This is a genomic window from Nonomuraea angiospora, assembly GCF_014873145.1.
In the GTDB taxonomy this organism is placed as follows: Bacteria; Actinomycetota; Actinomycetes; order Streptosporangiales; family Streptosporangiaceae; genus Nonomuraea; species Nonomuraea angiospora.
This window is the reverse complement of the sequence record NZ_JADBEK010000001.1, coordinates 11,685,905-11,708,922: the sequence shown is the minus strand read 5'-3', so window position 1 is coordinate 11,708,922 and position 23,018 is coordinate 11,685,905. Positions and strand designations below refer to the sequence as shown.

Below are 23,018 nucleotides of genomic sequence, written 5' to 3'. Positions count from 1 at the left end.
TGGCCGGCACGCGAAGGGGTTCGTGGATGGCGGTCACTGGGCACTCCCAGCCTGGTTCGTAATGTACTGGTTCCACTCATTCGGCTCGACGAGCTTCACAGAGAACAGCATGCGGCTGTGGTCGACACCGCAGAGCTCGGCGCACCGGCCCGCGAAGACCCCCGTGCGGCCCAGAGTGGTGATCTCGAACTTGCGGCCCGGGTTGCCTTCCTTGATGCCGGGGATGACGTCCCGCTTGAACAGGAACTCCGGCACCCAGAACGAGTGGATGACGTCGTCGGTCGACAGGTCGAACTCGACCTTCGTCTTCGTCGGCAGGACCAGCTGAGGCCCCTGGTGATAGTCGCTCACCGGCGTGCCGGCGACGGGGGCCAGCGTCTTGCCGTTGACGGTCGTGGTGAAGCGCCAGCTCCACTGGAAGGCCTCGACCTTGACCTTGACGGTCGCGTCACCGTCGACCTTGCTCAGCACCTGGCTGTCACGCGCGGTGAAGAAGAAGAACACCGACACCATGACCAGCGGGATCAAGGTGTAGAGCATCTCGATCGGCAGGTTGTAGCGCACCTGCGGCGGCAGATCGGCCGAGGACCTGCGCTTGCGGTGGAAGATGGCCGCCCACACGATCAGAAAGATGACGACCGCGCCCGTGGCGAGTGCGGCGATCCAGGCCCCGTTCCACAGGCTCTGGACCACGCCCGCCTGTTCGGTGACGTGGTCGGGAAGAAGACCACGAGACCAGTCGGCCTTCGGAACGTCATTAGCACACGCCGTAGCAGTGGCCAGCAGCAACGCCAAAGCGGCGGCGCGCGGCACCCTGCGCCGGGCCAACGAACGCCGCGTCGTACGGCGAGTCGGACTCACGGATCGCCTACCCCACAGATGAAGCCCAAGAGTCTTTCTCTTGGGCGCTTCTATTTCCAGATGCACAGCTGATTGCAGACACATTAGCGTGCAGGTGCTTCGCCCTACCGCGCGACCCCTCGATGGCGCCGCAAGTGGGACGATGAGTCTCGTGGCGTATTTCGACGCGGCTTCGAGCGAGCCGCTCCACCCTCAGGCACGCGAGGCGCTGCTGGCGGCGATCGACGTCGGCTGGGCCGACCCCGCGAGACTGTACGGCCAGGCCCGCCGCGCGCACCTGCTGCTCGAACAGGCCCGCACGGAGGTGGCCGAGGCGCTCGGCGCGCGTGCGGACGAGGTGTCGTTCACCTCGTCGGGCACGCAGGCCGTGCATCTCGGCGTGCTCGGCACCCTACACGGCAGACGCAGGGCCGGGCGCCACCTGGTCACCGGCGCGGTCGAGCACTCCAGCGTGCTGCACGCCGGCGGCCTGCACGAACGCGACGGCGGCACGGTCGAGACGGTGGGCGTGGACCTGACGGGGCGGGTGGATCTCGACCGGTTCGCCGAGGCGGTCGCCCGGCCCGGCACCGCGCTGGCCTGCCTGCAGACGGCCAATCACGAGGTGGGCACGGTGCAGCCGGTGGCCGAGGCGGCCGCGGCTTGCCGGTCCCACGGGGTTCCGCTGCTGGTGGACGCGGCGCAGACGGCCGGCAGGATGCCGATCCCGCCCGGCTGGTCGGTGCTGACGGCCAGCGCCCACAAGTGGGGCGGCCCGGCGGGCGTGGGCGTGCTGGTGGTGCGCAAGGGCACGCGGTTCCGCTCGTTCCTGCCCGAGGACGAGCGGGAGCGGCGGCGGGTGCCGGGGTTCGAGAACGTGCCCGGCATCGTCGCGGCGGCGGCCGCGCTGCGCGCGATGGCCGCGGACGCGGCGCAGGAGCAGGCGCGGCTGTCGGGGCTCGTGGCCAGGATCAGGGAGACGGTGCCGAAGATCGTCCCGGACGTGGAGGTGATCGGCGACCCGGTCGACCGGGCGCCGCACATCGTGACCTTTTCGTGTCTGTACGTCGACGGCGAGGCTCTGCTGACCGAGCTGGACAAGGCTGGTTTCGCTGTTTCGTCAGGAAGCTCGTGCACCGCTAGTACGCTTCGTCCATCGCACGTTCTTGAAGCGATGGGCGTGCTGACGCATGGCAATGTCCGGGTGTCGCTGCCCAGGGGCGCCTCCGCGGCCGAGGTCGACAGATTCCTCGCCGTGCTGCCCGATCTGGTGCGCCGCATCCGGCAGGACGCAGGAGTCGCATGACCGAGGTAACCCAGCCGGCTTTGACGATCGACGCGCTCGGGAAGAAGTGCCCGATCCCGATCATCATGCTGGCGGAGCAGATCAACTACGTCCCGCTCAACGCGGTGGTGGCCGTGCTGGCCGACGATCCGGCGGCCTATACGGACGTTCCGGCGTGGTGCAGGCTCAAGTCGCACCGGCACGTCGGCTCGTACGAGCTGCCCGAGGGCGGCTGGGCCATCCACGTCCGGCGCAATTACTGACATTCCCCCCGAAAGTGGGGTAGGGGCTTCCCGTACGAAGTCACCGACTTTCGGGGGAAAGCCATGACCAGAGGACATCCGCACGAGACCGCCCGTGACGTGATGCATCCGGGAGCCGAGTGCATCGGCGCGCACGAGACGCTCGACCGGGCGGCGCAGCTGATGCGCAACATGAACGTGGGGGCACTGCCCGTGTGCGGCCCCGACGAGCGGGTGAAGGGGATCATCACCGACCGCGACATCGTCGTCAAGTGCATCGCCTCGGGGCACGACCCGTCGAGGACGACGGCGGGCGAGCTGGCCGGGGGCCTCGTCTTCGTCACCCCGGAGACGTCCGTGGACGAGACGCTCACGCTGATGGAGCAGCACCAGATCAAGCGGCTCCCCGTGCTGTCGGACAACCGCGTCGTCGGCATGATCGCCGAGGCGGACCTGGCCAAGCACCTCCCGGACGACAAGCTCGCCGAGTTCATGCACCACGTCTACGCGAGGGACTGAGCCGTACGGGACGGCCCGAGGCCGCCCCGGCCGCAAAGGCCGGGGCGGCCGAGCGGCGTCTACGGGTGGTAGCAGCGCACGTGCTCGGCGATCTCCGCCGCGGCCTCGCTGCCGTACGCGGCGCCGAACCGCTCGAGGAAGACCTGCTGCCCGAGCTCGTACTCCTGGCCGCCGACGCGCTCGAGCACGTGGGTGGCGGTCAGGTTGCCGACCTGGCCGCAGCGCTCCAGGGGCAGCCCCCAGGCCAGCCCCGCCATGAACCCGGCGCGGAAGGCGTCGCCGACTCCGGTGGGGTCGGCCTTGCCCCGCTCGGGGGCGGGGGCGACGTGGATGGACGGCTCGCCCCTGCGGTCGATGACGGCGCCCTTGGGGCCGAGCGTGGTGATCCGGACGCCCACCCGGCGCAGGATCTCCTCGTCGGACCAGCCGGTCTTCTGCTCGATGAGCCCCTTCTCGTAGTCGTTGGAGAAGAGGTAGGCGGCGCCGTCGACGAGCTGGCGGATCTGCTCGTCGGCCATGCGCGCGAGCTGCTGGGAGATGTCGGCGGCGAACGGGATGCCGCGCCGGCGGCACTCGTCGGTGTGGCGCAGCATCGCGTCGGGGTCGTTGGGGCTGATCAGCACCAGGTCGAGACCGTCCAGGCGGTCGGCGACGGGCTTCAGCTCGATCAGCCGCGCCTCGGCCATGGCCCCGGTGTAGAACGAGGCGATCTGGTTGTGGTGCTGGTCGGTGGTGCACAGGAAACGCGCGGTGTGCTGGGTCTCCGAGACGTGCACGGAATCGCAGTCGACGCCGTGGCGCTCCAGCCACGAGCGGTAGTCGGCGAAGTCGTTGCCGACGGCTCCCACCAGGATCGGCTTGAGGCCGAGGCAGGCCATGCCGAACGCGATGTTCGCGGCGCAGCCGCCACGACGGATCTGAAGGTCATCCACCAGGAACGAGAGTGACACCCGATCGAGCTGCTCGGCGATGAGCTGATCGCCGAAGCTTCCTGGGAAGGTCATCAGGTGGTCTGTCGCGATTGAGCCGGTAACGGCGATGCGCACGGGATTCTTCTTCCTCGTTGTCAGCAGGCCTATGAGCCCCACGAGAATACGCGAAGGTCCCGCTCGCACAAAGGCGAGCGGGACCCGGCGGCCACCGACTAGTTGAAGGAGTCACCACAGGCGCAGGAGCCCGTGGCGTTGGGGTTGTCGATGGTGAACCCCGACTTCTCGATCGTGTCGACGAAGTCGATCGAGGCCCCCATGAGGTAAGGAGCGCTCATGCGGTCGGTGACCACGCTGACGCCCCCGAAGTCCGAGACCACGTCGCCGTCCATCGACCGGTCGTCGAAGAAGAGCTGGTAGCGCAGGCCGGAGCAACCACCCGGCTGCACGGCGACCCGCAGCTGCAGACCTTCCTCACCCTGCTGCTCAAGCAGGCTCTTGACCTTGGCGGCGGCCGCGTCAGTCAGGATCAGGCCCTGCGCCGTGGTCTCGCTGCTCTCAACCGTCATCTGCTGACTCCCTAACCCGGCTGTCTGTTTCCGACGTCCTACTAATGACGCTACCAACACCTGGCCCATGCCACACATTCCCAGGGCCCCGACCCCCGGAATAAACAGGTATCCCCCATATGTCATGATGAGTATCGTCACTTCGACGATAAGGGGGTTTGGCCATGGCCACCCAGACTGGGCTGCCGCTCTACGTCCTCGGCCAGGGCGCCGATCCGCACAGCGAGAAGGGGGTCGAATGCCCGGGCGAGCTGCCGCCCGCCTCGGACCCCGACCTGGTGGAACGGGCCCGCAAGGCGAAGGAGGCGCTCGGCGACCGGCTGTTCGTGCTCGGGCACCACTACCAGCGCGACGAGGTCATCCAGTTCGCCGACGTCACGGGCGACTCCTTCAAGCTGGCCCGGCTGGCGGCGGCCAGGCCGGAGGCGGAGTTCATCGTCTTCTGCGGCGTGCACTTCATGGCCGAGTCGGCCGACATCCTGACCGGCGAGCACCAGAGGGTCGTGCTGCCGGACCTGGCGGCCGGGTGCTCGATGGCGGACATGGCCACGTTCGACCAGGTCGAGGAGTGCTGGGAGGCTTTGGAGGACGCGGGGCTGGCCGATCAGGTGATTCCTGTCACGTACATGAACTCCAGCGCCGACATCAAGGCCTTCTGCGGCAGGAACGGCGGCGCGGTCTGCACCTCCTCCAACGCCCGCCGCGCCCTGGACTGGGCGTTCTCGCGCGGCGAGAAGGTCCTGTTCCTGCCCGACCAGCACCTGGGCCGCAACACGGCGGTGCTGGAGATGGGCATGTCCCTGGAGGACTGCGTCGTCTGGAACCCGCACCGCCCCAACGGCGGCCTCACCCGGGAGCAACTGGAGCGGGCCAGGATGATCCTGTGGCGCGGCCACTGCTCGGTGCACGGCCGCTTCACCGCGGAGTCGGTGGACGACGTGCGCTCGCGCATCCCCGGCGTGAACGTCCTGGTGCACCCGGAGTGCCGCCACGAGGTCGTGCTCAAGGCGGACCACGTCGGCTCGACCGAGCACATCATCCAGACCCTGGAGTCGGCCCCCGCGGGCTCCGCCTGGGCGATCGGCACCGAGCTGAACCTGGTCAAGCGGCTGGCGCAGGCGTTCCCGGACAAGAGCATCTCGTTCCTGGACAAGACGGTGTGCTACTGCTCGACCATGAACCGGATCGACCTGCCGCACCTGGTGTGGGCCCTGGAGTCCCTGGTGCTCGGGGAGGTCGTCAACCAGATCACGGTGGACGAGGACACCGCCCACTGGGCCCGGGTGGCCCTGGACCGCATGCTCGCCCTCCCCTAGCTAACCCACCTGGGCCCGGGTGGCCCTGGACCGCATGCTCGCCCTCCCCTAGCTAACCCACGCGGGCCAGGAACGCGGTCACCGCGGCCCGGAAACCCTCCGGGTCCTCGACCCAGGGCAGGTGACCGGCGCCCGGAAGGATCACCCGCGAGGCGTCCGGCAGCGCCCGCTCCAGCGAGTCCACCGCCCGGCGGGGCCGGATGTCCTCGGCCCCGTCGACGATCAGCGCCGGCACCGCCAGCGCCGCGCAGGCGGCCCGCAGCACCGGTGTGCCCCAGTCGCGCTTGCCCTCGGCGTTCAGGGCGGCGTTGCACTCGAAGTTGACGCCGAGCCAGGGGGTCGCCATGCGTTCGGCGTGCTCCATGGCCCGGTCGCGGTCGGCGAAGTCCGCCGACCACTGCAGCACCGCGAACTCACGGTCCTCGGCGGCCGTGCGTTCGCGGCTCTCCAGCTCCGCCCAGCGCTCCACGTCCCCGCTCACCGCGCCGCGCAGGCGCAGCCTGTACTCCTCGCGCCAGGTGTCGCTCGGGTCGATGCCCGTGCCGGAGACGTAGACCAGCCCGCGGACGCGGCCGGGGTGGTCCAGGGCGTAGCGCAGGGCCAGCTGGGCGCCCCACGAGTGGCCGAGCAGCACCATCGTCTCCAGGCCGAAGTGGCGGCGCACGGCGTCGAGGTCGGCCACCGTACGGGCCATCGAGTACGGGCCGAGCCGCTGCGAGCGGCCGCAGCCGCGCTGGTCCCACCGGTGGACGGCCGCGACGCCGGACAGCAGCCCGGCCACGTCCTCCAAGGTGTCCCACAGGCCCGGCCCGCCATGGCAGAAGACGACGGGACGGCCTTCGCCGCCGCGCACCGCCCAGAGCCGCACCCCGTCGTCGGTCACGATCATCTCTTCCATGCGGGCATGATCCACCCGGGGCGGGGCTCAGCGGAAGGCGGCGGCGTTGCGCCGGGCCCAGGCGGCGAACGGCTGAGGGGCCCGGCCCAGCACGCGTTCGACGTCCGGGCTGACCCGCCGCTCGGCCTCGGTCGGCTCGCCGAGGATGTCCAGCGTGGTGTCCGCGACCGGCGCGGGCATGAACGCCAGCATCTGCGCGCGGGCCTCCTCGCGGGTCTGCTCGACGAAGGCGATCGGCTCGCCGATCGCCTGGCCGATGGCCTCGGCGTTCTGCCGCGGGGTCACCGGCTCCGGCCCGGTGAGCTCGTAGGTCCGGCCGTCGTGGCCCGGCTCCCGCAGGACTGCGGCGGCCACGGCGGCGATGTCGTCGGGGTCGATGATCGGCAGCCCGACGTCGCCGAACGGCGCGGCGACCGTGCGGTCCGCGCGGATCGAGCCGGCCCAGGCGTACCTGTTGGAGGCGAAGCCGCCCGGCCGCAGGATCGTCCAGCGCGCCCCCGAGTCGATGACGGCGCGTTCCACCTCCGCTCCGAAGCGGCCGTGGGACGCGCTGTCCGGGCGGGTCACCACGCCCTGCGAGGAGAGCAGGACGATCCTGCCCGGCCCGCTCACCGCGGCGACGATCTCCTTGGGCTCCGTGGCGAACAGGTCGCCGCCCGTGAGGAGGAACACCGCGTCCGCGCCCTCCAGCGCCGCGCTCATGCTGACGGGGTCGGCCAGGTCGGCGGCGACCGCCCGCACGCCCTGCGGCACGTCGGCGTCCGTGATGCGGCGGGACACGGCGGTGACCTGCTCCCCCGCCTCGGCCAGCAGCCGGACCAGCGTCCGCCCGACGTTCCCCGTGGCGCCCGTGACTACGATCATGATCTCTCCCAGTTGTTAGTTAGTCGACTGACTTACTTGAGGGAGACCCTAGCACGGCTTCGCCGCATATAGTTAGTCAGGTGACTGACTCAATGGGTTCGCGGGCGAGGACCGCGGCCGCCAAGCGCCAGCGGCTGATGGCCGCCGCCGCCCAGGTCGTGCACCGGCAGGGGGCGGAGCGCACCACCATCGCCGACATCGCCCACGCCGCCGACGTCCCCGTGGGCAACGTGTACTACTACTTCAAGACCAAGGACGACCTGGTCGCCGCCGCCCTCGCCGAGCACGCGCGGCAGCTGGAGCTCCTCACCGCCCGCCTGGACGGGCTCGACGGCCCGAGGGAGCGCCTGAAGGCCCTCGTGGAGGGGTGGGTCGGCCAGCGCGACCTCGCGGCCCGCTACGGCTGCCCGACCGGGACGCTCGCCGCGGAGCTGGACAAACGCCCCGAGGGTGGCCTGGACGCGGAGGCCGGACGCGTCATCCGGCTGCTGCTGGACTGGGTCGAGCGCCAGTTCCGCGAGCTCGGCCAGCCCGACCCCTGGGACCTCGCCCTGACGCTGGTGGGCGCCTACCAGGGCATGTCCCTGCTGGCCAACGCGCTGCGCGATCCCGACGTCATGACCCGCCAGGGCGCCCGCCTGCTCGACTGGCTCGACTCCCTGCCCGAGGCCCCCGCCGCCTGAAGGCCGTCGAGAACGCACTTCGTGAGGTCCGCCGCCCTCTTCGTGAGGTAGGCGGCAGGAGGTAACGGACTCCGATCCTTTTTCGCGGCATCCGCGGGAGGCCGGGACACCATGAGGAGGTCCTGACGATCACCCTCTGAAGGAGCGATCATGGAACGTCCGTCGAGGCGGGGATTACTGGGCGGCGCCGCGCTGGTGGCGGGTGCCGCGACGCTGCCCGCGTCCCCCGCCGGAGCCACCGCGTCATCCGGCGCGCCGATCACCGGGCCGGTCACCGTCTACCCGGGCGACCCCCGCTACCAGGAACTGACCGTGGGCTACAACCAGCGCTGGGTCGGCGCGCCCGACTACGTGCGCGTGGTCAGCTCGACCGCCCAGGTCGTCGCCGCGGTGCAGGAGGCGGTCGACGCGGGCAGGCGGATCTCGGTGGTGTCCGGCGGCCACTGCCTGGCCCCGTTCGTGTTCAACTCCGACGTGGACGTCGTCATCGACCTGTCCGGGCTGGACGAGGTCTACTTCGACCAGCAGCGGGGCGCGTTCGCTGTCGAGGGCGGCGCCCGGCTGTCGGGCGTCTACGACACGTTGTTCAAGAAGTGGGGCGTGACCGTCCCCGGCGGGATGTGCCCCACGGTCGGCATCGGCGGCCACGCCACCGGCGGCGGGTACGGCTTCCTGTCCCGGCAGTTCGGGGCCGTGATCGACCACCTGGCGGCGGTCGAGGTCGTGGTCGTGGACCGCTCGGGCACCGCCCGCGCCGTGACGGCCTCGCGCGATCCGGGCGACCCCAACCGCGATCTGTGGTGGGCGTGCGCCGGCGGCGGGGGCGGCAACTTCGGCATCGTCACCCGCTTCTGGTTCCGCACGCCGGGCACGAGCGGCGCCAACCCGAGCCGCCTGCTCGTCAACCCGCCCAAGGACGTGCTGCTCAGCGCCGTCGGCATCCCGTGGAGCATGCTGGACCGCACGAAGTTCGCCACCCTGGTCACGAACTGGGGCGCCTGGTACGAGGGACACGCCGCGCCCGACTCCCCCGCCAGGATCCTGTCCGGCGTCGCCTCGCTCTCGCACCGCTCCAGCGGAAACGTCTTCCTGCTGACCCAGGTCGACGCCACCGCCCCCGACGCGGCGCGGATCCTCGCCGACTACCTCGGGGCCCTGACCGCCGGACTCGGCGCCGACGCCGTGGTGGCGGCCCAGCCGGCGCAGCGGCTCCCGTGGTTGCGCGCGGTCAAGCTGATCGCCGCCAGCATCCCCTCGTTCATCAATCCGACGCTGCGCGGCTCCTCCAAGTCGGCCTACCTGCGGCGCTCGTACACGGCCGCGCAGGCGGGCGCGATGTACGACGCGCTCACCCGTACGGACTTCGCCAACCCGGCGGCCGCAGTGACCCTGGCCGGGTTCAGCGGCGGCGCGATCAACGCCGTCCCCGCCACGCGCACCGCGCTGGCGCACCGCGACGCCGCGTTCTGGACGCTGTTCGAGACCCAGTGGCAGGACCCGGCCGCCGACGCCGCCAACATCGGCTGGCTGCGCGACCTGTACGGCTCGGTGTGGGCGGCCACCGGCGGCTATCCGGTGCCCGGCGATCAGGCCGACGGCTGCTACATCAACAACCCCGACCCCGACATCACCGACCCCGCCTTCAACCGCTCCGGCGTGCCGTGGCAGACCCTGTACTACAAGGGCAACTACGCCCGGCTCCAGCAGGTCAAGGCGGTCTACGACCCCCGCGACGTCTTCCGGCACGCCCAGTCGGTCTCGCTGCCGTAGCGGCACCTGGCCAAGTGCCGCACCCTACTTGACTTTGTCAGCGCGGCGCCGCCGGGCGCGCTTCCCGGCGCGGACGCGCGCTCCTAGCGTCGGACACACCGAGTGACGGAGGAGAACACCGTGATCCATCAGCTCATCTTCGCCGCGCCCAAGCCCGGGATGACGGAGGAGGAGTTCCAGCAGTACTGGCTGAACGTGCACGCCGTCCGGTACGCCAGCAAGATCCCGCAGATCAGGAAGTACCTGATCGACACCCGGATCCCGCTCCGGCCCGACGAGGGCGAGCCGCTGTGGAGCGGCGTCGCGGAGATCTGGCTGCGCGACGAGCGCGAGCAGCTCGAGTCGCTGCAGACGCCCGAGTTCCTGGAGGGCGCGCGGGCCGACGAGCCGCGCTGGGCGGCGTTCTGGCGCACGGTCGTGCTCGACACCGACGCGCACGAACTGGTGCCGGGGCCCGAGCTCGCCCCGCCGTCGGGCGTGAAGCTGATCGTGCTGGTCAAGCGGAAGGAAGGGCTGCCGCTGGCCGACTTCAGGAGCGCCGACCTCGGCCCGCACGCCGAGCTGGTCGCGCAGGTGCCGGGGCTGCGCCGCTACCTCCAGTGCCACGTCAGGGACGGTGCGTACGCCATCGGCGAGGCAATGCTCGACGCCGCTCACCTCCTGTGGTTCGACGACAGGGACGCCATGGAGGCGGCGCTCGCCTCGCCCGAGTACGCCAAGGTCGTGGCCGACATGGAGACGCTGGTCGAGCCGAGGTACGTACACCGGATGGCCGTCACCGAGCACTGGGTCATCGGGCCGGAGAGCCGCTGATGTCCGCCGGTGACCAGAAAAAGGGATACGACTACATCGTCGTGGGCGCCGGCGCGGCCGGGGCGGTCGTCGCCGCCCGGCTCGTCGAGCGGACCGGGGCACGCGTGCTCCTGCTGGAGTCCGGCGGCGACGCCGGTCTGGCGGCCATCCGCCAGACGGGCATCCCCGGCATGGCCTCGCTCTGGCAGGACCCCGCCGTCACCTGGCCGTACGTCACGGTTCCGCAGGCCGGGCTGGGCTGGCGGACGATCCCGCTGCCGCAGGGCAAGGTGCTGGGCGGCGGCAGTTCGGTCAACGCCATGCTGTACGTCCGGGGCAACCGCCGCGACTACGACGGCTGGGCCGCCCAGGGCAACGAGGGCTGGTCGTACGACGAGGTGCTGACCTGCTTCAAGCGGGCCGAGGACTACGAGGAGGGCGCCGGGCCGTACCACGGCGCGGACGGGCCGATGAAGGTGGCCCGCCTGTCCGCGATGTCGGAGGTGTCGCGCGCCTTCCTGCGCGCCGCCGCCGAGCTGGGCTTCCCCGGCGGGGAGGACTGGGACTACAACGGCGCCGCGCAGGAGGGCGCCTTCGCCTACCAGTCCACCAGGACGAAGGACAACCAGCGTTCGAGCACGGCCTCCGCCTACCTCGACCCGCTGCGCGGGCATCCCCGCCTCACCGTCGAGACCGGCACGACGGCGACCCGCGTGCTGCTGGACGGCGCGACGGCCACGGGCGTGGAGTACGTGCGCGACGGCGCCGTCCACCGCGCCGGGGCGAGCGCCGAGGTGATCGTCTCCTGCGGCGCGCTCGCCACGCCCAAGCTGCTGATGCTCTCCGGGATCGGCCCGGCCGAGGCCCTGCGCGAGCACGGGCTGGCGGTCGCCGCCGACCTGCCCGGCGTCGGCGCCAACCTGCACGACCACCTCATCCTCGGCGTCGCCTACGCCGCGCGGTCGATCCTGCCGCTGCCCGAACTGCTGGCCGAAGCGGGGCTGTTCCCGCCGGACGACCCCGATCTCCAGATGCTGTTCGGCCCCGTGCAGTTCGTGGCCGACGAGTACCGCGTCGACGGGCCCGCCTTCACCTTCGCCCCCGTGCTCGCGCGGCCGCGCAGCAGGGGCAGGCTCGCCCTGCGGTCGGCGGATCCCGCCGACGCGCCCCTGGTCGATCCCCGCTACCTCGAGGACCCCGCCGACCTGGCGGCGCTCGTACGCGGGATCGAGCTGTCCAGGGAGCTGGCGCACAGCAGCTCGATGTGCTCGTTGCACGACCGGGAGAGCGCGCCCGGCCACGGCGCCGACCTGCCCGCCTACGTCCGCGCCACCGCGACCACCGTGTGGCATCCGGTGGGCACCTGCCGCATGGGACGCGACCCGCTGGCCGTGGTCGACGCGGCGCTGCGCGTCCACGGGGTCGAGCGGCTGCGCGTCGCCGACGCCTCGATCATGCCGTCCATCCCCGCGGGCAACACCGCCGCCGCCACCGTCATGATCGGGGAGCGCGCGGCCGACCTGCTCACATGAAGGAGCCGACCGTGCCAGACACCTACAGGTACATCGTCATCGGCGCCGGCGCGGCCGGCTCGGTGGTGGCCGCCCGGCTCAGCGAGGACCCCGACGCCTCCGTGCTGCTCCTGGAGGCGGGCGACGCGCAGGTCACCGACGCGGTCACCACGCCGTGGCGGTGGAACGAGGTGCTGCTGACCGACCTGGACTGGGCGTACATGAGCGAGCCCCAGCCCGGCCTGGACGGCAACCGCGTCTACTCGGCCGCCGGCCGGGGCCTGGGCGGCACCTCGAACATCTACCACATGATGCACACCAGGGGCCGTCCCCAGGACTACGACGACTGGGCCTACCACGGGTGTCCCGGCTGGTCCTTCGACGACGTGCTGCCGTGGCTGCAGCGCCTGGAGGACCAGCGCGACGGGCACAACCCGCTGGCCGGCAAGGACGGTCCGATGACCGTGGCCGACGCGGCCGAGACGGGCAACCCGGTGTCGGAGACGTTCATCGAGGCCTGCGTCGAGCTCGGCCACCCGCGCCTGGACGACTTCAACGCGGGCCTGTTCGGCGCGGGCTGGCACCACGTGAACATCAAGGACGGCCGGCGCAGGGGCGCCCGCGAGTCCTACCTCGATCCCGCGCTCGACCGGCCCAACCTCACCGTGCTGAGCGCGGCACTCGCGGCCCGGCTGCTGTTCGAGGGGACCCGCTGCGCCGGCGTGGAGTACCTGCGCGAGGGCCAGGCGCACACGGCGCGGGCCGAGGCCGAGGTGGTGCTGTGCGCGGGCGCCATCCAGTCGCCCAAGCTGCTGCTGCTGTCGGGCCTGGGCCCGGCCGGCGACCTGGCCGAGCTCGGCATCCCGGTCGTGGCCGACCTGCCCGGGGTCGGGGCCAACTTCCACGACCACCCGCTGGTCATCGGGCCGATCGGCTACCTGGCCGAGCCGGGCGACGACCCGCGCGGCAACGTGACCGAGGTCGCGCTCTTCTGCGGGTCGCAGGACGGGCTGCCCGTCCCCGACCTGGAGGTCGCACTGGTCCACCGCGCGCCGTTCGGCGAGAAGTTCTTCGCCAACGTCATCCGCCGCGTGCAGACCGGCCAGCCGGTCGCGCCGGTGCGGGAGCTCGTGGACCCGCACGTGGTCCTCAGCCTGACCGGCCTGGTGTCGCCGGTCTCCCGGGGATGGGTACGGCTGGCGGGCACCGACCCCACCGCCTACCCGCGGATCAACGCCAACTACTTCGGCGACCCGGTGGACCTGGAGCGCACGGTCACCGCCGTGGAGGTCGCCAGGGACATCTACCGCACCAAGGCGTTCACCGGCAGGTGGGGGCTGACCGAGGTCGCCCCAGGGCCCGGCGTGACCACCCGCGCCGAGCTGCGCGCCTGGGTGAAGGCCAACACCGGGTCCTACTACCACTTCGCCGGCTCCTGCCGGATGGGCACCGACGCCTCGGCCGTGGTCGATCCCCGGCTGCGGGTGCGGGGCGTGGAGGGGCTGCGCGTGGCCGACGCCTCCGTCATGCCCTCGCTGGTCAACGCGCACCCGCACACCACGGTCGTGATGATCGGCGAGCGCGCGGCCGACCTCGTCCGGTCCCATAAGTAGAAGTCTCATAGGTAGCAGCGAGAGTGCCAGCACAACCTCGTCCTGTCAGCCGGCCCGGAACATTTCAATAATTCAAGGAAAGGGGGATGTTCGATTTATAGGGGTTGGTCGTATGACCGTCTACGCGGATTTGCATTCGCGCGAGATTTGGCTCTCTCCTTTCTGTGAGGACCTGTTCGCGTCTTTCCTCCGTTCCGATCAGCGCCGGTGGGGCGAGGTCTACGTCAACGGCCTGGTCTCCGTCCAGGGCCGCAAGTCGATCCGCCGGATCTCCAACCAGGTCGTGGGGCGGCCCGTCGACCAGTGCCTCCAGCAGTTCATCAACCAGAGCCCCTGGGACTGGGCGCCCGTCCGGCAGCGCCTGGCCCAGCTGCTCGTCGAGGCGATCCGCCCGAAGGCGTGGGTGCTGGAGGAGGTCGTCTTCCCGAAGAACGGGTCCAAGTCGGTGGGCGTGGCGCGGCAGTTCGCCAACTCCGCGGGCCGCCTCCTCAACTGCCAGCTCGGCCTGGCGGTCGTGATGGTGGGCGAGGACGGCGGCTGCCCGGTCAACTGGCGGCTGCTGCTGCCCCGCTCGTGGGACGAGGACGACGGCCTGCGCAGCCGGGCCCGCGTACCGGCCCACGAGCACAGCCGGCCGCACTGGCGGCACCTGCTGCAGGCCATCGACGAGATGGTGGTCGACTGGGGGCTGCCCCCGGCGCCCATCGTGGTGGACGGCAGGTCGATGCCCGGCGTGGAGCTCCTCCTCGCCGGGCTCGCCGAGCGCGGGCTGCCCTACCTCGTCCGCGTCGCCCCCGGCACGCTGCCGGCCGGCGGGGCCGGACTGCCCGCCCGCCCGGTGCTGGAGCCGTTGCGGCCCCGGCTGCAGGTCGTGCAGGGGCAGGCGGGCGCGCGGCCGCCCGGGGCGGGCCACCGCTGGTACCCGCGCTCGGGGGCGCGGGCGATGTGGCTGACCGACCTGGGCCGCAACCGGGTGTCCGACCTGGCCGGCCTGGTCGGGCTGCGCAACAGGGCGGCGGCCGTGCTCGCGTCGGTCGCCGCCGAGTCCGGCCTGCAGCACTTCGAGGGCCGCTCCTTCCAGGGCTGGCACCACCACGTCACGCTGGTGTCGGTGGCCCACGCGTACCGGCTGCTGGGCGGCGGCCTGGACGGACGGGAGACGGAGGAACTGTGCCTGCGCCCGCATGGCTGACCGGCCGGCTCGCCGGGATCGAGCTGTTCGCCGGGCTGTCGGACGAGCAGCTCGACTGGCTCGCCTGCGCCGGGACCGTCAGGGAGCTCGGCGACGGGCAGGCGCTGTTCGTCGAGGGCGCGCCGGCCGACGGCTTCTACATCCTGCTGGACGGCGAGATCGTGGTCTCGAAGCTGGTCGGCGGGCGGGAGCAGGTGCTCACCCGGCACCTCGGCGACGCGCTGGAGCACCAGTTCATCGGCGAGTTGCCGCTGCTCACCAGCGACGAGTACCTGGCCACCGCGCTGGCCGTGGGGCCGGCGCGGGTCGTGGCCTACGGCAAGGACGCGTTCTTCGACATGCTGGAGCGCTGCCCGCAGGTCTGCCGGGTGCTGCTGCCGGTGCTGGCCGGGCGCATCAACGCCATGGAGCGCCAGGCCGGGCGCAGCCGCATGCTGGAAGGGCTGGGCATGCTGGCGGCCGGTCTGGCCCACGAGCTGAACAACCCGGCGGCGGCCGCGCTGCGGGCCGCGCGGGAGCTGCGCGGCCTCGCGCCCCGGGTGGCCGCCGCCGCGGTCGAGTGGGGGCGCACGGGCGAGGAGGCCGAGGCGCGGCTCGTCGCGCGGTTCCAGGACCGGGTGGGCTCCGGGGCCGCGCTGGACCCGCTGGCCGAGGCGGAGGCGGCCGACGACGTCGCCGACTGGCTGCGCGAGCAGGGCCTCGGCCAGACCATCGACCTGGCCGACGACCTCGCCGAGCACGGCGTGGACCGCGCCGAGCTCGACGGGCTCGCCGCCGGGCTGCGGCCGGACGCGCTCGCCGCGGCGCTGGCGTACCTGGTGCCGGTGCTGCGCATCCGGACGCTCGCCGGCGACGCGGCCGAGGCGGCCGAGCGGGTGGTGGAGCTGGTACGGCGCACCTCGGCCTACACGAACCTGGACCGCGCGCCCCAGCGGGACGCCGACCTGCGCGAGGGGCTGGAGGCCACGCTGGCCCTCATGGCGCCCAAGCTGCGCAACATCCGCGTACGCCGGGAGTACGGCGGCGTCCCCGACCTGCAGGCCTTCCCCAGCGAGCTCAACCAGGTCTGGACCAACCTCATCGACAACGCCGTGGACGCCATGGGCGGCGAGGGCGAGCTGACGATCAGCACCAGGCGGGAGGGCGACCACGCCGTGGTGGAGTTCCGCGACACCGGCCACGGCATCCCCGCCGAGGCGCTGCCGAACGTCTTCCAGCCCTTCTTCACCACCAAGGACCTGGGCAAGGGGACCGGTCTCGGGCTCCACGTCAGCATGGACATCGTGGCGCAGCGGCACGGCGGCACGATGGAGGTCGACTCGCGGCCGGGCGACACGCGGTTCGTGGTGCGGCTGCCGCTGGCCCGGGACCCCGCATGAAGGGGGGTCAGCTCTCCGAGTGGTAGCGGTGGATCATCGACACCGCCATGGCGCCCTCGCCGACGCCCGAGGCCAGCCGCTTGACGGAGTTGGCGCGCACGTCGCCGGCGGCGAACACGCCCGGCACGCTCGTCTCCAGCAGCAGCGGCTGCCTCGGCAGGTCCCAGCTCGCCAGCCCCGCCACCGGACCGAGGTCGGGGCCGGTCAGCAGGAAGCCGTGGGCGTCCCTGCGCACGAGGTCGTCCAGCCACTCGGTGCGCGGGCGGGCGCCGATGAACACGAAGACGTGCTCGGCCTCCCGCGTGCTCACCTCGCCGCTGCGGGTGTCGCGCAGCGTGATGTGCTCCAGCCGGTCCGCGCCGCCGGTGGCGACCACGAGGGTGTTCGTCATGACCGTGATGTTGCCGGTCGCGGCGATCTCGTCCACCAGGTACGCGGACATGCCGCTGGCCAGGCTGTCCGCCCGGACCACCATGGTGACGTGGCAGGCGTGCCGGGAGAAGTGCAGGGCCGCCTGGCCGGCGGAGTTGGCGCCGCCCACGATCCACACGTGCCGCCCCACGCACGACTCGGTCTCCGTCAGGGCCGCCCCGTAGTAGATGCCGGCCCCCTCGAAGCGGCCCGCGTCCTCGGCGTCGAGACCGCGGTAGGACAGGCCCGGCGACAGCAGCACGGTGGCGGCGGTGATCTCCTTGCCGTCGGACAGGTTCAGCACGCAGGCCCGGCCGGCCCGGCTCAGCCGCCTGGCCTCGACGGGGGCCAGCACGTCCACGCCGAACCTGCGGGCCTGCGCCATGGCGCGGTTGGTCAGATCGACGCCGGAGATCCCGGACGGGAAGCCGAGGTAGTTCTCGATCCGGCTGGAGGTGCCGGCCTGGCCGCCCGGCACGTACGCCTCGATGAGCAGCGTCGCCATCCCCTCGGACGAGGCGTAGACCGACGCGGCCAGCCCGGTCGGGCCGCCTCCGACGATCGCCACGTCGTAGTGCGGGTGGCTGAGCTCCGTCGCCAGGCCCAGGGCCGCCACCACCTCGCCGTGCCCGGGGCGGGCCAGCCGGCGCCCGTCGGGCAGCACGACCTCGGGCGCCGCCGGGTCGCCCGGCTCCGCCTCCTCGAACCTGAACGGCAGGCGGTAGCGGGTGAGCAGGTCGCGCAGCCGGTGCGTGGCGGGCGCGAACCGGTGGCCGACCAGGCGGATGCCCTGGTACGGGGGCTCGTGGGCGGACTCCCAGTCCGACAGCAGGTCGTCGAGCACGGGGTAGAGCCGCTCCTCCGGCGGCTCCCACGGCTTGACGAGATAGTGGTCCAGCCGCACCTCGTTGATCGCCGAGATGGCCACGCTCGTGTCGGCGTAGGCCGTCAGCAGGACGCGGCGGGCGGCGGGGAAGCGCCGGCCGGCCTCCACCAGGAACTCGGTCCCGGTCATCTCGGGCATGCGCTGGTCGGAGAGGATCAGCGCGGCCTCCTCGCGGCGCTCGCGCAGCCGGTCGAGGATCCGCGTGGCCTCCACCGGCGAGCTCGACGCCACCACCCGGTAGCGCTCCTGGTAGGCGCGGGACAGGTCGCGCCGCACCGCGCGGAGCACATGATCGTCGTCGTCCACGGCCAGCAGAACCGGCCGCCGCTGCTCGGGCATGTCACGACCCTCCAGAATCGGCTACGGCCATTGTTTCCATTTTCCGCGCGGCCGCCCCCGGCACCTGACGAAGTGCCGGCGACTTTCATGGACTTGACGGAATCGGCGGGCCGGGCTTGTCCCGGAAAACCACTCGTTGTTTGAATCCACGCATGACGCGCACCATTCTTATTGTTCTCTCCGAGTACGGATATTGGGGAGAGGAACTCGTCGGCCCGCTGGCCGCCTTCGACCGGCAGGGCTACCGGAGCGTGTTCGCCACCCCCACCGGCAAGCGGGCGCGGGCACTGCCGCCCAGTCTCGACCCCGGGTACGTGGATCCGCCGCTGGGCCGCTCCGTGACCACGCCGGAGGTGGCCGTGGCCGCCAGGCAGCTCGACGAGTCGGACCGGCTGGACTCCCCGGTCAGCCTCGCCGAGTGGATCCCCGAACGCCCCTACAACAGCGAGGACGGATACCTGCGCAAGGTCGAGGGCTACTACCGGGAGCTCGCCCGGCTGGACCGCGACGTCGAGAAGTACGACGCCCTGGTGCTCGTGGGCGGCAGCGGCCCGATCGTGGACCTGGCCAACAACGGCCGGGTGCACGACCTGATCCTCTCCTTCGTCCGGGCGGACAAGCCGGTGCTCGCCGAGTGCTACGGCGTCGCCTGCCTGGCCTTCGCCCGCGACTGGGAGGACCGCGCGAGCATCCTGCGCGGCAAGCACGTGACGGGCCACTGCAAGGAGTACGACTACAAGGACGGCACCGGCTTCCTGGGGGTCGACTTCAACATGGGGCCGCCGCCGTACCCGCTGGAGTACATCCTGCGCGACGCCACCGCCCCCGACGGCCGCTACCACGGCAACGTGGGCAAGGAGACGTCGGTGATCGTGGACCACCCGTTCGTGACGGGCCGCTCGACCCCCGACTCGTACCTGTCCGGCGAGAAGCTGGTCGAGGTGCTCGAGTCCGGCCTGCGCCGGTACGGCTGGTGACCATGGCGACCCGTCCCGCCAAAGAGGCGATCTTCGAGCAGTTCGCGGCCGACGGCATCTCGGTGATGTTCGGCAACCCGGGGACCGTGGAGCAGGGGTTCCTGGACGTGCTGGAGGAGACGCCGGGCTTCCGGTACGTGCTGGCGCTGCAGGAGTCGGCGGTGCTCGGCATCGCCGACGGCTACGCCCGCGCCACCGGCGGGCCCGCGCTGGTCCAGCTGCACAGCGGGGTCGGCCTCGGCAACGGGGTCGGCCTGCTCTACCAGGCCAAGCGCGGCCACTCGCCGCTGGTGGTGATCGCCGGCGAGGCGGGGGTGCGCTACGAGGCGCTGGACGGCCAGATGGCGGTGGACCTGGTGGCGATGGCCCGGCCGGTGACCAAGTACGCGACCAGGGTGACCCACCCGGGCTCGGTGCTGAGGGTGCTGCGGCGCGCGGTCAAGATCGCGATGACGCCGCCGCGCGGGCCCGTCTTCGTGGCACTGCCGATGGACGTGCTCGACGAGGACACCGACGAGCCCGCCGTGGCCAGCACGATCCCCAGCCGGGCGACGGTGCCCGTGCCGGAGGAGCTGGAGCGGGCCGCGGCGGTGCTGCGCGCCGCCCGGCGGCCCGTGGTGCTGGCCGGGGACGGGGTCTCGGTGTCCGGCGCGCAGGAGGAGCTGGCCAGGGTCGCGGAGGCGCTCGGCGCCCCGGTGTGGACGGTGAACTCCTCGGAGCTGACCATCGACACCACCCACCCGCTGCACCGGGGCGACCTCGGGCACATGTTCGGCGAGCACAGCGCCGCCGCGCTGGCCGGGGCCGACGCCGCGCTCGTCGTCGGGACGTACCTCTTCCCCGAGGTGTTCCCGCTGCTGGCCAGCCCCTTCCCGGAGGGGGCGAAGATCGTCCACATCGACCTGGACGACTACGAGATCGCCAAGAACCTGCCGGCCGACGTCGCGCTCGTCGCCGATCCCAAGCCGACCCTGGCGGCGCTGGCCGGCCTGCTCGGCCCCGGCCGCCCCGGGCCCGCCCGCGAGCCGGCCGAGGTGTACGGCGAGAGCATGATGGACCTGTTCGCCGGCGAGCTGGCCGCAAGGGCCGGCGACGGGCTGGTGGTCTTCGACGAGGCGCTGACCTCCGCCCCCGCGCTGCTCAGGCGGCTGCCGCCGCGCCGGCCCGGCGCCTACTTCCAGACCAGGGGCGGCTCGCTCGGCGTCGGCATCCCCGGCGCGATCGGGATCAAGCTGGCCCGCCCCGAGGCCGAGGTGGTGGCCTTCACCGGCGACGGCGGCAGCATGTACACCATCCAGGCCCTCTGGACCGCCGTCAGGTACGGCGTGGCCGCCCGCTTCGTGATCTGCGACAACCGCCGTTACCAGCTGCTCGACGACAACCTCGAGCAGTACTGGCGCGAGCGCGGCATCGCCGCGCACCCCCACCCCCAGGGCTTCGACCTGTCCCACCCCCAGATCGACTTCGTGAAGCTGGCCGCGAGCCTGGGTGTCCCCGGCGTCAAGGTGAGCAAGCCCGCCCAGGTGGAGGCGGCGGTCCAGCGGATGCTCGCGGCGCCGGGGCCGTTCCTCGTCGATCTGATTACCACCTGAGAGGTACACCGTGCGTGAGAAGCGATTGGCCGGGCGCACCGTCGCGATCCTCATGGAGAGCGACTACGTCGAGCAGGAGCTCCACTACTACCAGCGGCGTTTCACCGAGGAGGGGGCGCGGGTCGAGTTCCTCACGCGGTTGTGGGGACAGGACTCGCTGACCTTCCACGGCCACGAGTTCAAGGAGCCGTTCACGGTGAGCGGCGACCTGGAGAAGGCCGACCTGAGCCGGATCGACGTGCTGATCGTGCCGTCCGGCATGGTGTCGGACCGGCTGCGCTACACCGAGGACGTCCACGAGCTCGCCCCCGCCGTGAAGCTGCTGAAGGAGGCCTTCGACGACCACCGGATCGTCAAGGGCGTCATCTGCCACGGGCTCTGGCTGGCGGCGCCCATCGCCGAGGCGGTCAAGGGCCGCCGCGTGACGTGCCACAACAACCTGGTCGGCGACGTGCGCAACATGGGCGCCGTCTACACCGACCAGGACGTCGTGGTGGACCGCGACCTGGTGACCGGCCGGACGGCCGAGCACTGCGCCGCGTTCGCCCGCATGATCATCGACCTGGTGGCCGCCGACCGCGGCACCGAGACGGTCTACCGGCCCGACTTCACCTTCTCCGACCTGGTGGCCGGCTACGTCACCGGCTTCGAGCACGGCGAGATCAGCCTGCGCACCAACGACGGGCGGCCGGTGCGGGTGCGCCTGACCGGCACCACCTCCGCCGAGTTCGTGCGCAACCTCTCGGAGCCGTACCTCGACGCCTCGGCGCACCTGGAGCAGCTGCTCACGCCGGGCACCTACGTGTTCGTCAAGGGGATCTTCTACCACGAGAACGGCTCGTACACGATCGAGGCCAAGACGCTGATCTTCCTGGGCAGGCAGCCCGGCCAGTACGCCTTCGAGCAGCCCGACTGGTGGGTCAAGCAGATCCGCGAGCTGGGCCGGTTCTACCGCAAGGCGCAGTTCGGGGCCGACGGCCCGATCGACTACTCGGCGTACCGGACCATGCTGCGGCTGGGCGGCGAGAAGGCCGGCCAGGACGTGCAGGAGACCGACACGATCTCCCGGATGGTCTACGGGATGTCCTCGGCCTACATGCTCACGGGCGAGGAGGACTTCCTGGAGGTGGCCGAGCAGGGCGCCGCCTACCTGCGCGAGCACATGCGCTTCGTGGACCGCGACGAGGACGTCGTGTACTGGTACCACGGCATCGACGTGCGCGACGGGGTCGAGCGCAAGCTGTTCACCTCCGAGTTCGGCGACGACTACGACGCGATCCCGATGTACGAGCAGATCTACGCCCTGGCCGGCCCGACCCAGCTCTACCGGCTCACCGGGGACCCGCGCATCGCCTCCGACATCGACGGCACGCTGCGGCTGTTCCGCAAGTTCTTCCACGACCCCGAGCGGGGCGGCTACTACTCGCACATCGACCCGATCCTGCTCAGCCCGCACCACGAGTCGCTGGGCCCGAACCGGTCGAGGAAGAACTGGAACTCCGTCGGCGACCACGCCCCCGCCTACCTCATCAACCTGTTCCTGGCCACCGGCGACGAGCGGCACGCCGACATGCTGGAGGAGACGTTCGACCTCATCGCCAAGCACATGCCCAGGAAGGACAGCCCGTACGTGCAGGAGCGCTTCCACGCCGACTGGACGCCGGACACCACCTGGCACTGGCAGCAGGACAGGGCGGTCGTCGGGCACAACCTCAAGATCGCCTGGAACCTCATGCGGATGATGTCGATCCGGCCCAAGGACGGCTACCGGACGCTGGCGACCGAGATCGGCGAGAAGATGCCGGGCTTCGGCAGCGACCCGCAGCGCGGCGGCTGGTACGACGTGGTCGAGCGCAGGCTCGCCCCAGGCCAGCACGTCCACCGGTTCGTCTGGCACGACAGGAAGGCCTGGTGGCAGCAGGAGCAGGCGATCCTCGCCTACCAGATCCTGGCGGGGCTGGTGGGTGAGGAGGAGTTCGTGCGCAGGGCGCGGGAGTCGGCCGCCTTCTACAGCGCCTTCTTCCTCGACCACGACGAGGGCGGGATCTACTTCAACGTGCTCGCCGACGGCCACCCGTACCTGCTCGGCAACGAGCGGTTCAAGGGCAGCCACTCGATGAGCATGTGCCACGCGGCCGAGCTGTGCTTCCTGGCGACCGTCTACCAGCGGCTGCTGATCGACAAGGAGCCGTTGACGCTGTGGTTCCGGCCGCGGCCCGACGGGTTCACCGACCGCGTCCTGCGGGTGGCGCCCGACGCGCTGCCGCCCGGCCGGGTCCGGCTGGAGTGGGTGGAGGTGGACGGCTCGCCGTACCAGCTCTTCGACGCCGCGGCGATGACGGTGAAGCTGCCCGACTCCGCCTCGCCGGTGACCGTGCGCGCCCATCTCGCGCCCGTGGAGGAGTGACATG

20 protein-coding genes are annotated in these 23,018 nt (G+C 71.6%); 14 read left to right on the top strand and 6 right to left on the bottom strand.

Annotated features, from left to right (window positions below):
- Positions 1-33 precede the first annotated feature (33 nt).
- On the bottom strand, positions 34-813 hold the full coding sequence (gene ctaC / locus H4W80_RS53715; RefSeq protein ID WP_465263722.1) for an aa3-type cytochrome oxidase subunit II: 780 nt from the start codon (positions 811-813) through the stop codon (positions 34-36).
- 190 nt (positions 814-1,003) lie between these two features.
- On the opposite strand from ctaC, the gene H4W80_RS53710 reads away from it, so the two are divergent.
- From H4W80_RS53710 to H4W80_RS53700, 3 genes are all read left to right on the top strand, one after another.
- Positions 1,004-2,146 carry a cysteine desulfurase family protein gene (locus H4W80_RS53710; protein WP_225964185.1) on the top strand — a complete coding sequence of 381 codons (1,143 nt, stop codon included), beginning with the start codon at positions 1,004-1,006 and terminating at the stop codon, positions 2,144-2,146.
- The gene (locus H4W80_RS53705) at positions 2,143-2,388 is read left to right on the top strand and encodes a sulfurtransferase TusA family protein (RefSeq protein ID WP_043638353.1); all 246 of its coding nucleotides are present in this window, start codon (positions 2,143-2,145) and stop codon (positions 2,386-2,388) included. The genes H4W80_RS53710 and H4W80_RS53705 overlap by 4 nt, the downstream gene beginning before the upstream one ends.
- A 63-nt stretch (positions 2,389-2,451) precedes the next feature.
- The gene (locus H4W80_RS53700; protein ID WP_192792117.1) at positions 2,452-2,886 is read left to right on the top strand and encodes a CBS domain-containing protein; all 435 of its coding nucleotides are present in this window, start codon (positions 2,452-2,454) and stop codon (positions 2,884-2,886) included.
- A 59-nt stretch (positions 2,887-2,945) separates the two neighbouring features.
- Here H4W80_RS53700 and H4W80_RS53695 read toward each other — a convergent pair whose 3' ends face one another.
- Together H4W80_RS53695 and erpA are read right to left on the bottom strand one after the other, a co-directional pair.
- A complete protein-coding gene (locus H4W80_RS53695; protein WP_192792116.1) occupies positions 2,946-3,932 on the bottom strand; it encodes a carbohydrate kinase family protein in 987 nt (328 codons plus the stop codon).
- A gap of 98 nt (positions 3,933-4,030) precedes the next feature.
- Positions 4,031-4,384, bottom strand: coding sequence for an iron-sulfur cluster insertion protein ErpA (gene erpA, locus H4W80_RS53690; protein ID WP_192792115.1), 354 nt, complete (start codon positions 4,382-4,384; stop codon positions 4,031-4,033).
- A gap of 164 nt (positions 4,385-4,548) precedes the next feature.
- On the opposite strand from erpA, the gene nadA reads away from it, so the two are divergent.
- Positions 4,549-5,700 carry a quinolinate synthase NadA gene (nadA, locus tag H4W80_RS53685; protein WP_192792114.1) on the top strand — a complete coding sequence of 384 codons (1,152 nt, stop codon included), beginning with the start codon at positions 4,549-4,551 and terminating at the stop codon, positions 5,698-5,700.
- Between the two features lie 52 nt (positions 5,701-5,752).
- On the opposite strand, the gene H4W80_RS53680 is transcribed toward nadA, so the two are convergent.
- Both H4W80_RS53680 and H4W80_RS53675 read right to left on the bottom strand, forming a co-directional pair.
- Entirely contained in the window at positions 5,753-6,598 is an 846-nt protein-coding gene (locus H4W80_RS53680) for an alpha/beta fold hydrolase (protein WP_192792113.1), read from the bottom strand.
- A gap of 27 nt (positions 6,599-6,625) precedes the next feature.
- A complete protein-coding gene (locus H4W80_RS53675; protein WP_192792112.1) occupies positions 6,626-7,462 on the bottom strand; it encodes an NAD(P)H-binding protein in 837 nt (278 codons plus the stop codon).
- Positions 7,463-7,542: 80 nt separating this feature from the next.
- Between H4W80_RS53675 and H4W80_RS53670 the strand changes: the two genes are divergently transcribed.
- The 7 genes from H4W80_RS53670 to H4W80_RS53640 all read left to right on the top strand — a co-directional run bounded on the left by H4W80_RS53670 (position 7,543) and on the right by H4W80_RS53640 (position 16,402).
- Positions 7,543-8,145 (top strand): TetR/AcrR family transcriptional regulator, encoded by a 603-nt coding sequence (locus H4W80_RS53670; protein WP_318787503.1) that lies wholly within the window; start codon positions 7,543-7,545, stop codon positions 8,143-8,145.
- Between the two features lie 150 nt (positions 8,146-8,295).
- A complete protein-coding gene (locus H4W80_RS53665; protein WP_192792111.1) occupies positions 8,296-9,915 on the top strand; it encodes an FAD-binding oxidoreductase in 1,620 nt (539 codons plus the stop codon).
- 120 nt (positions 9,916-10,035) lie between these two features.
- Complete coding sequence (locus tag H4W80_RS53660) at positions 10,036-10,728, top strand: EthD domain-containing protein (RefSeq protein WP_192792110.1); 693 nt, start codon at positions 10,036-10,038, stop codon at positions 10,726-10,728.
- Positions 10,728-12,239: a GMC family oxidoreductase gene (locus tag H4W80_RS53655; RefSeq protein ID WP_192792109.1), complete on the top strand. Its 1,512-nt coding sequence runs from the start codon at positions 10,728-10,730 to the stop codon at positions 12,237-12,239. The genes H4W80_RS53660 and H4W80_RS53655 overlap by 1 nt, the downstream gene beginning before the upstream one ends.
- An 11-nt stretch (positions 12,240-12,250) precedes the next feature.
- Positions 12,251-13,831 carry a GMC family oxidoreductase gene (locus H4W80_RS53650; protein WP_192792108.1) on the top strand — a complete coding sequence of 527 codons (1,581 nt, stop codon included), beginning with the start codon at positions 12,251-12,253 and terminating at the stop codon, positions 13,829-13,831.
- 112 nt (positions 13,832-13,943) lie between these two features.
- On the top strand, positions 13,944-15,023 hold the full coding sequence (locus H4W80_RS53645) for an IS701 family transposase (RefSeq protein ID WP_192792107.1): 1,080 nt from the start codon (positions 13,944-13,946) through the stop codon (positions 15,021-15,023).
- Complete coding sequence (locus H4W80_RS53640) at positions 15,002-16,402, top strand: ATP-binding protein (protein ID WP_192792106.1); 1,401 nt, start codon at positions 15,002-15,004, stop codon at positions 16,400-16,402. Before H4W80_RS53645 ends, H4W80_RS53640 begins: the two co-directional genes overlap by 22 nt.
- 7 nt (positions 16,403-16,409) lie before the next feature.
- Here H4W80_RS53640 and H4W80_RS53635 read toward each other — a convergent pair whose 3' ends face one another.
- Positions 16,410-18,038, bottom strand: coding sequence for an NAD(P)/FAD-dependent oxidoreductase (locus H4W80_RS53635; RefSeq protein ID WP_192792105.1), 1,629 nt, complete (start codon positions 18,036-18,038; stop codon positions 16,410-16,412).
- 152 nt (positions 18,039-18,190) lie between these two features.
- Between H4W80_RS53635 and H4W80_RS53630 the strand changes: the two genes are divergently transcribed.
- The 3 genes from H4W80_RS53630 to H4W80_RS53615 are packed head-to-tail and all read left to right on the top strand — an operon-like array spanning position 18,191 to position 23,014.
- The gene (locus H4W80_RS53630; protein WP_192792104.1) at positions 18,191-19,015 is read left to right on the top strand and encodes a type 1 glutamine amidotransferase domain-containing protein; all 825 of its coding nucleotides are present in this window, start codon (positions 18,191-18,193) and stop codon (positions 19,013-19,015) included.
- Positions 19,016-19,017: 2 nt separating this feature from the next.
- Entirely contained in the window at positions 19,018-20,607 is a 1,590-nt protein-coding gene (locus H4W80_RS53625) for a thiamine pyrophosphate-binding protein (RefSeq protein ID WP_192792103.1), read from the top strand.
- A gap of 10 nt (positions 20,608-20,617) precedes the next feature.
- Positions 20,618-23,014 carry an AGE family epimerase/isomerase gene (locus tag H4W80_RS53615; protein WP_318787502.1) on the top strand — a complete coding sequence of 799 codons (2,397 nt, stop codon included), beginning with the start codon at positions 20,618-20,620 and terminating at the stop codon, positions 23,012-23,014.
- Positions 23,015-23,018: the final 4 nt, after the last annotated feature.

Bases quoted from the DNA above. Each gene is read 5' to 3' on its own strand.
- H4W80_RS53710 (WP_225964185.1), top strand. From the start codon at position 1,004: ATGAGTCTCGTGGCGTATTTCGACGCGGCTTCGAGCGAGCCGCTCCAC.
- H4W80_RS53705 (WP_043638353.1), top strand. From the start codon at position 2,143: ATGACCGAGGTAACCCAGCCGGCTTTGACGATCGACGCGCTCGGGAAG.
- H4W80_RS53700 (WP_192792117.1), top strand. From the start codon at position 2,452: ATGACCAGAGGACATCCGCACGAGACCGCCCGTGACGTGATGCATCCG.
- erpA (WP_192792115.1), bottom strand. From the start codon at position 4,384: ATGACGGTTGAGAGCAGCGAGACCACGGCGCAGGGCCTGATCCTGACT.
- nadA (WP_192792114.1), top strand. From the start codon at position 4,549: ATGGCCACCCAGACTGGGCTGCCGCTCTACGTCCTCGGCCAGGGCGCC.
- H4W80_RS53680 (WP_192792113.1), bottom strand. From the start codon at position 6,598: ATGGAAGAGATGATCGTGACCGACGACGGGGTGCGGCTCTGGGCGGTG.
- H4W80_RS53675 (WP_192792112.1), bottom strand. From the start codon at position 7,462: ATGATCGTAGTCACGGGCGCCACGGGGAACGTCGGGCGGACGCTGGTC.
- H4W80_RS53665 (WP_192792111.1), top strand. From the start codon at position 8,296: ATGGAACGTCCGTCGAGGCGGGGATTACTGGGCGGCGCCGCGCTGGTG.
- H4W80_RS53655 (WP_192792109.1), top strand. From the start codon at position 10,728: ATGTCCGCCGGTGACCAGAAAAAGGGATACGACTACATCGTCGTGGGC.
- H4W80_RS53645 (WP_192792107.1), top strand. From the start codon at position 13,944: ATGACCGTCTACGCGGATTTGCATTCGCGCGAGATTTGGCTCTCTCCT.
- H4W80_RS53635 (WP_192792105.1), bottom strand. From the start codon at position 18,038: ATGCCCGAGCAGCGGCGGCCGGTTCTGCTGGCCGTGGACGACGACGAT.
- H4W80_RS53630 (WP_192792104.1), top strand. From the start codon at position 18,191: ATGACGCGCACCATTCTTATTGTTCTCTCCGAGTACGGATATTGGGGA.
- H4W80_RS53625 (WP_192792103.1), top strand. From the start codon at position 19,018: ATGGCGACCCGTCCCGCCAAAGAGGCGATCTTCGAGCAGTTCGCGGCC.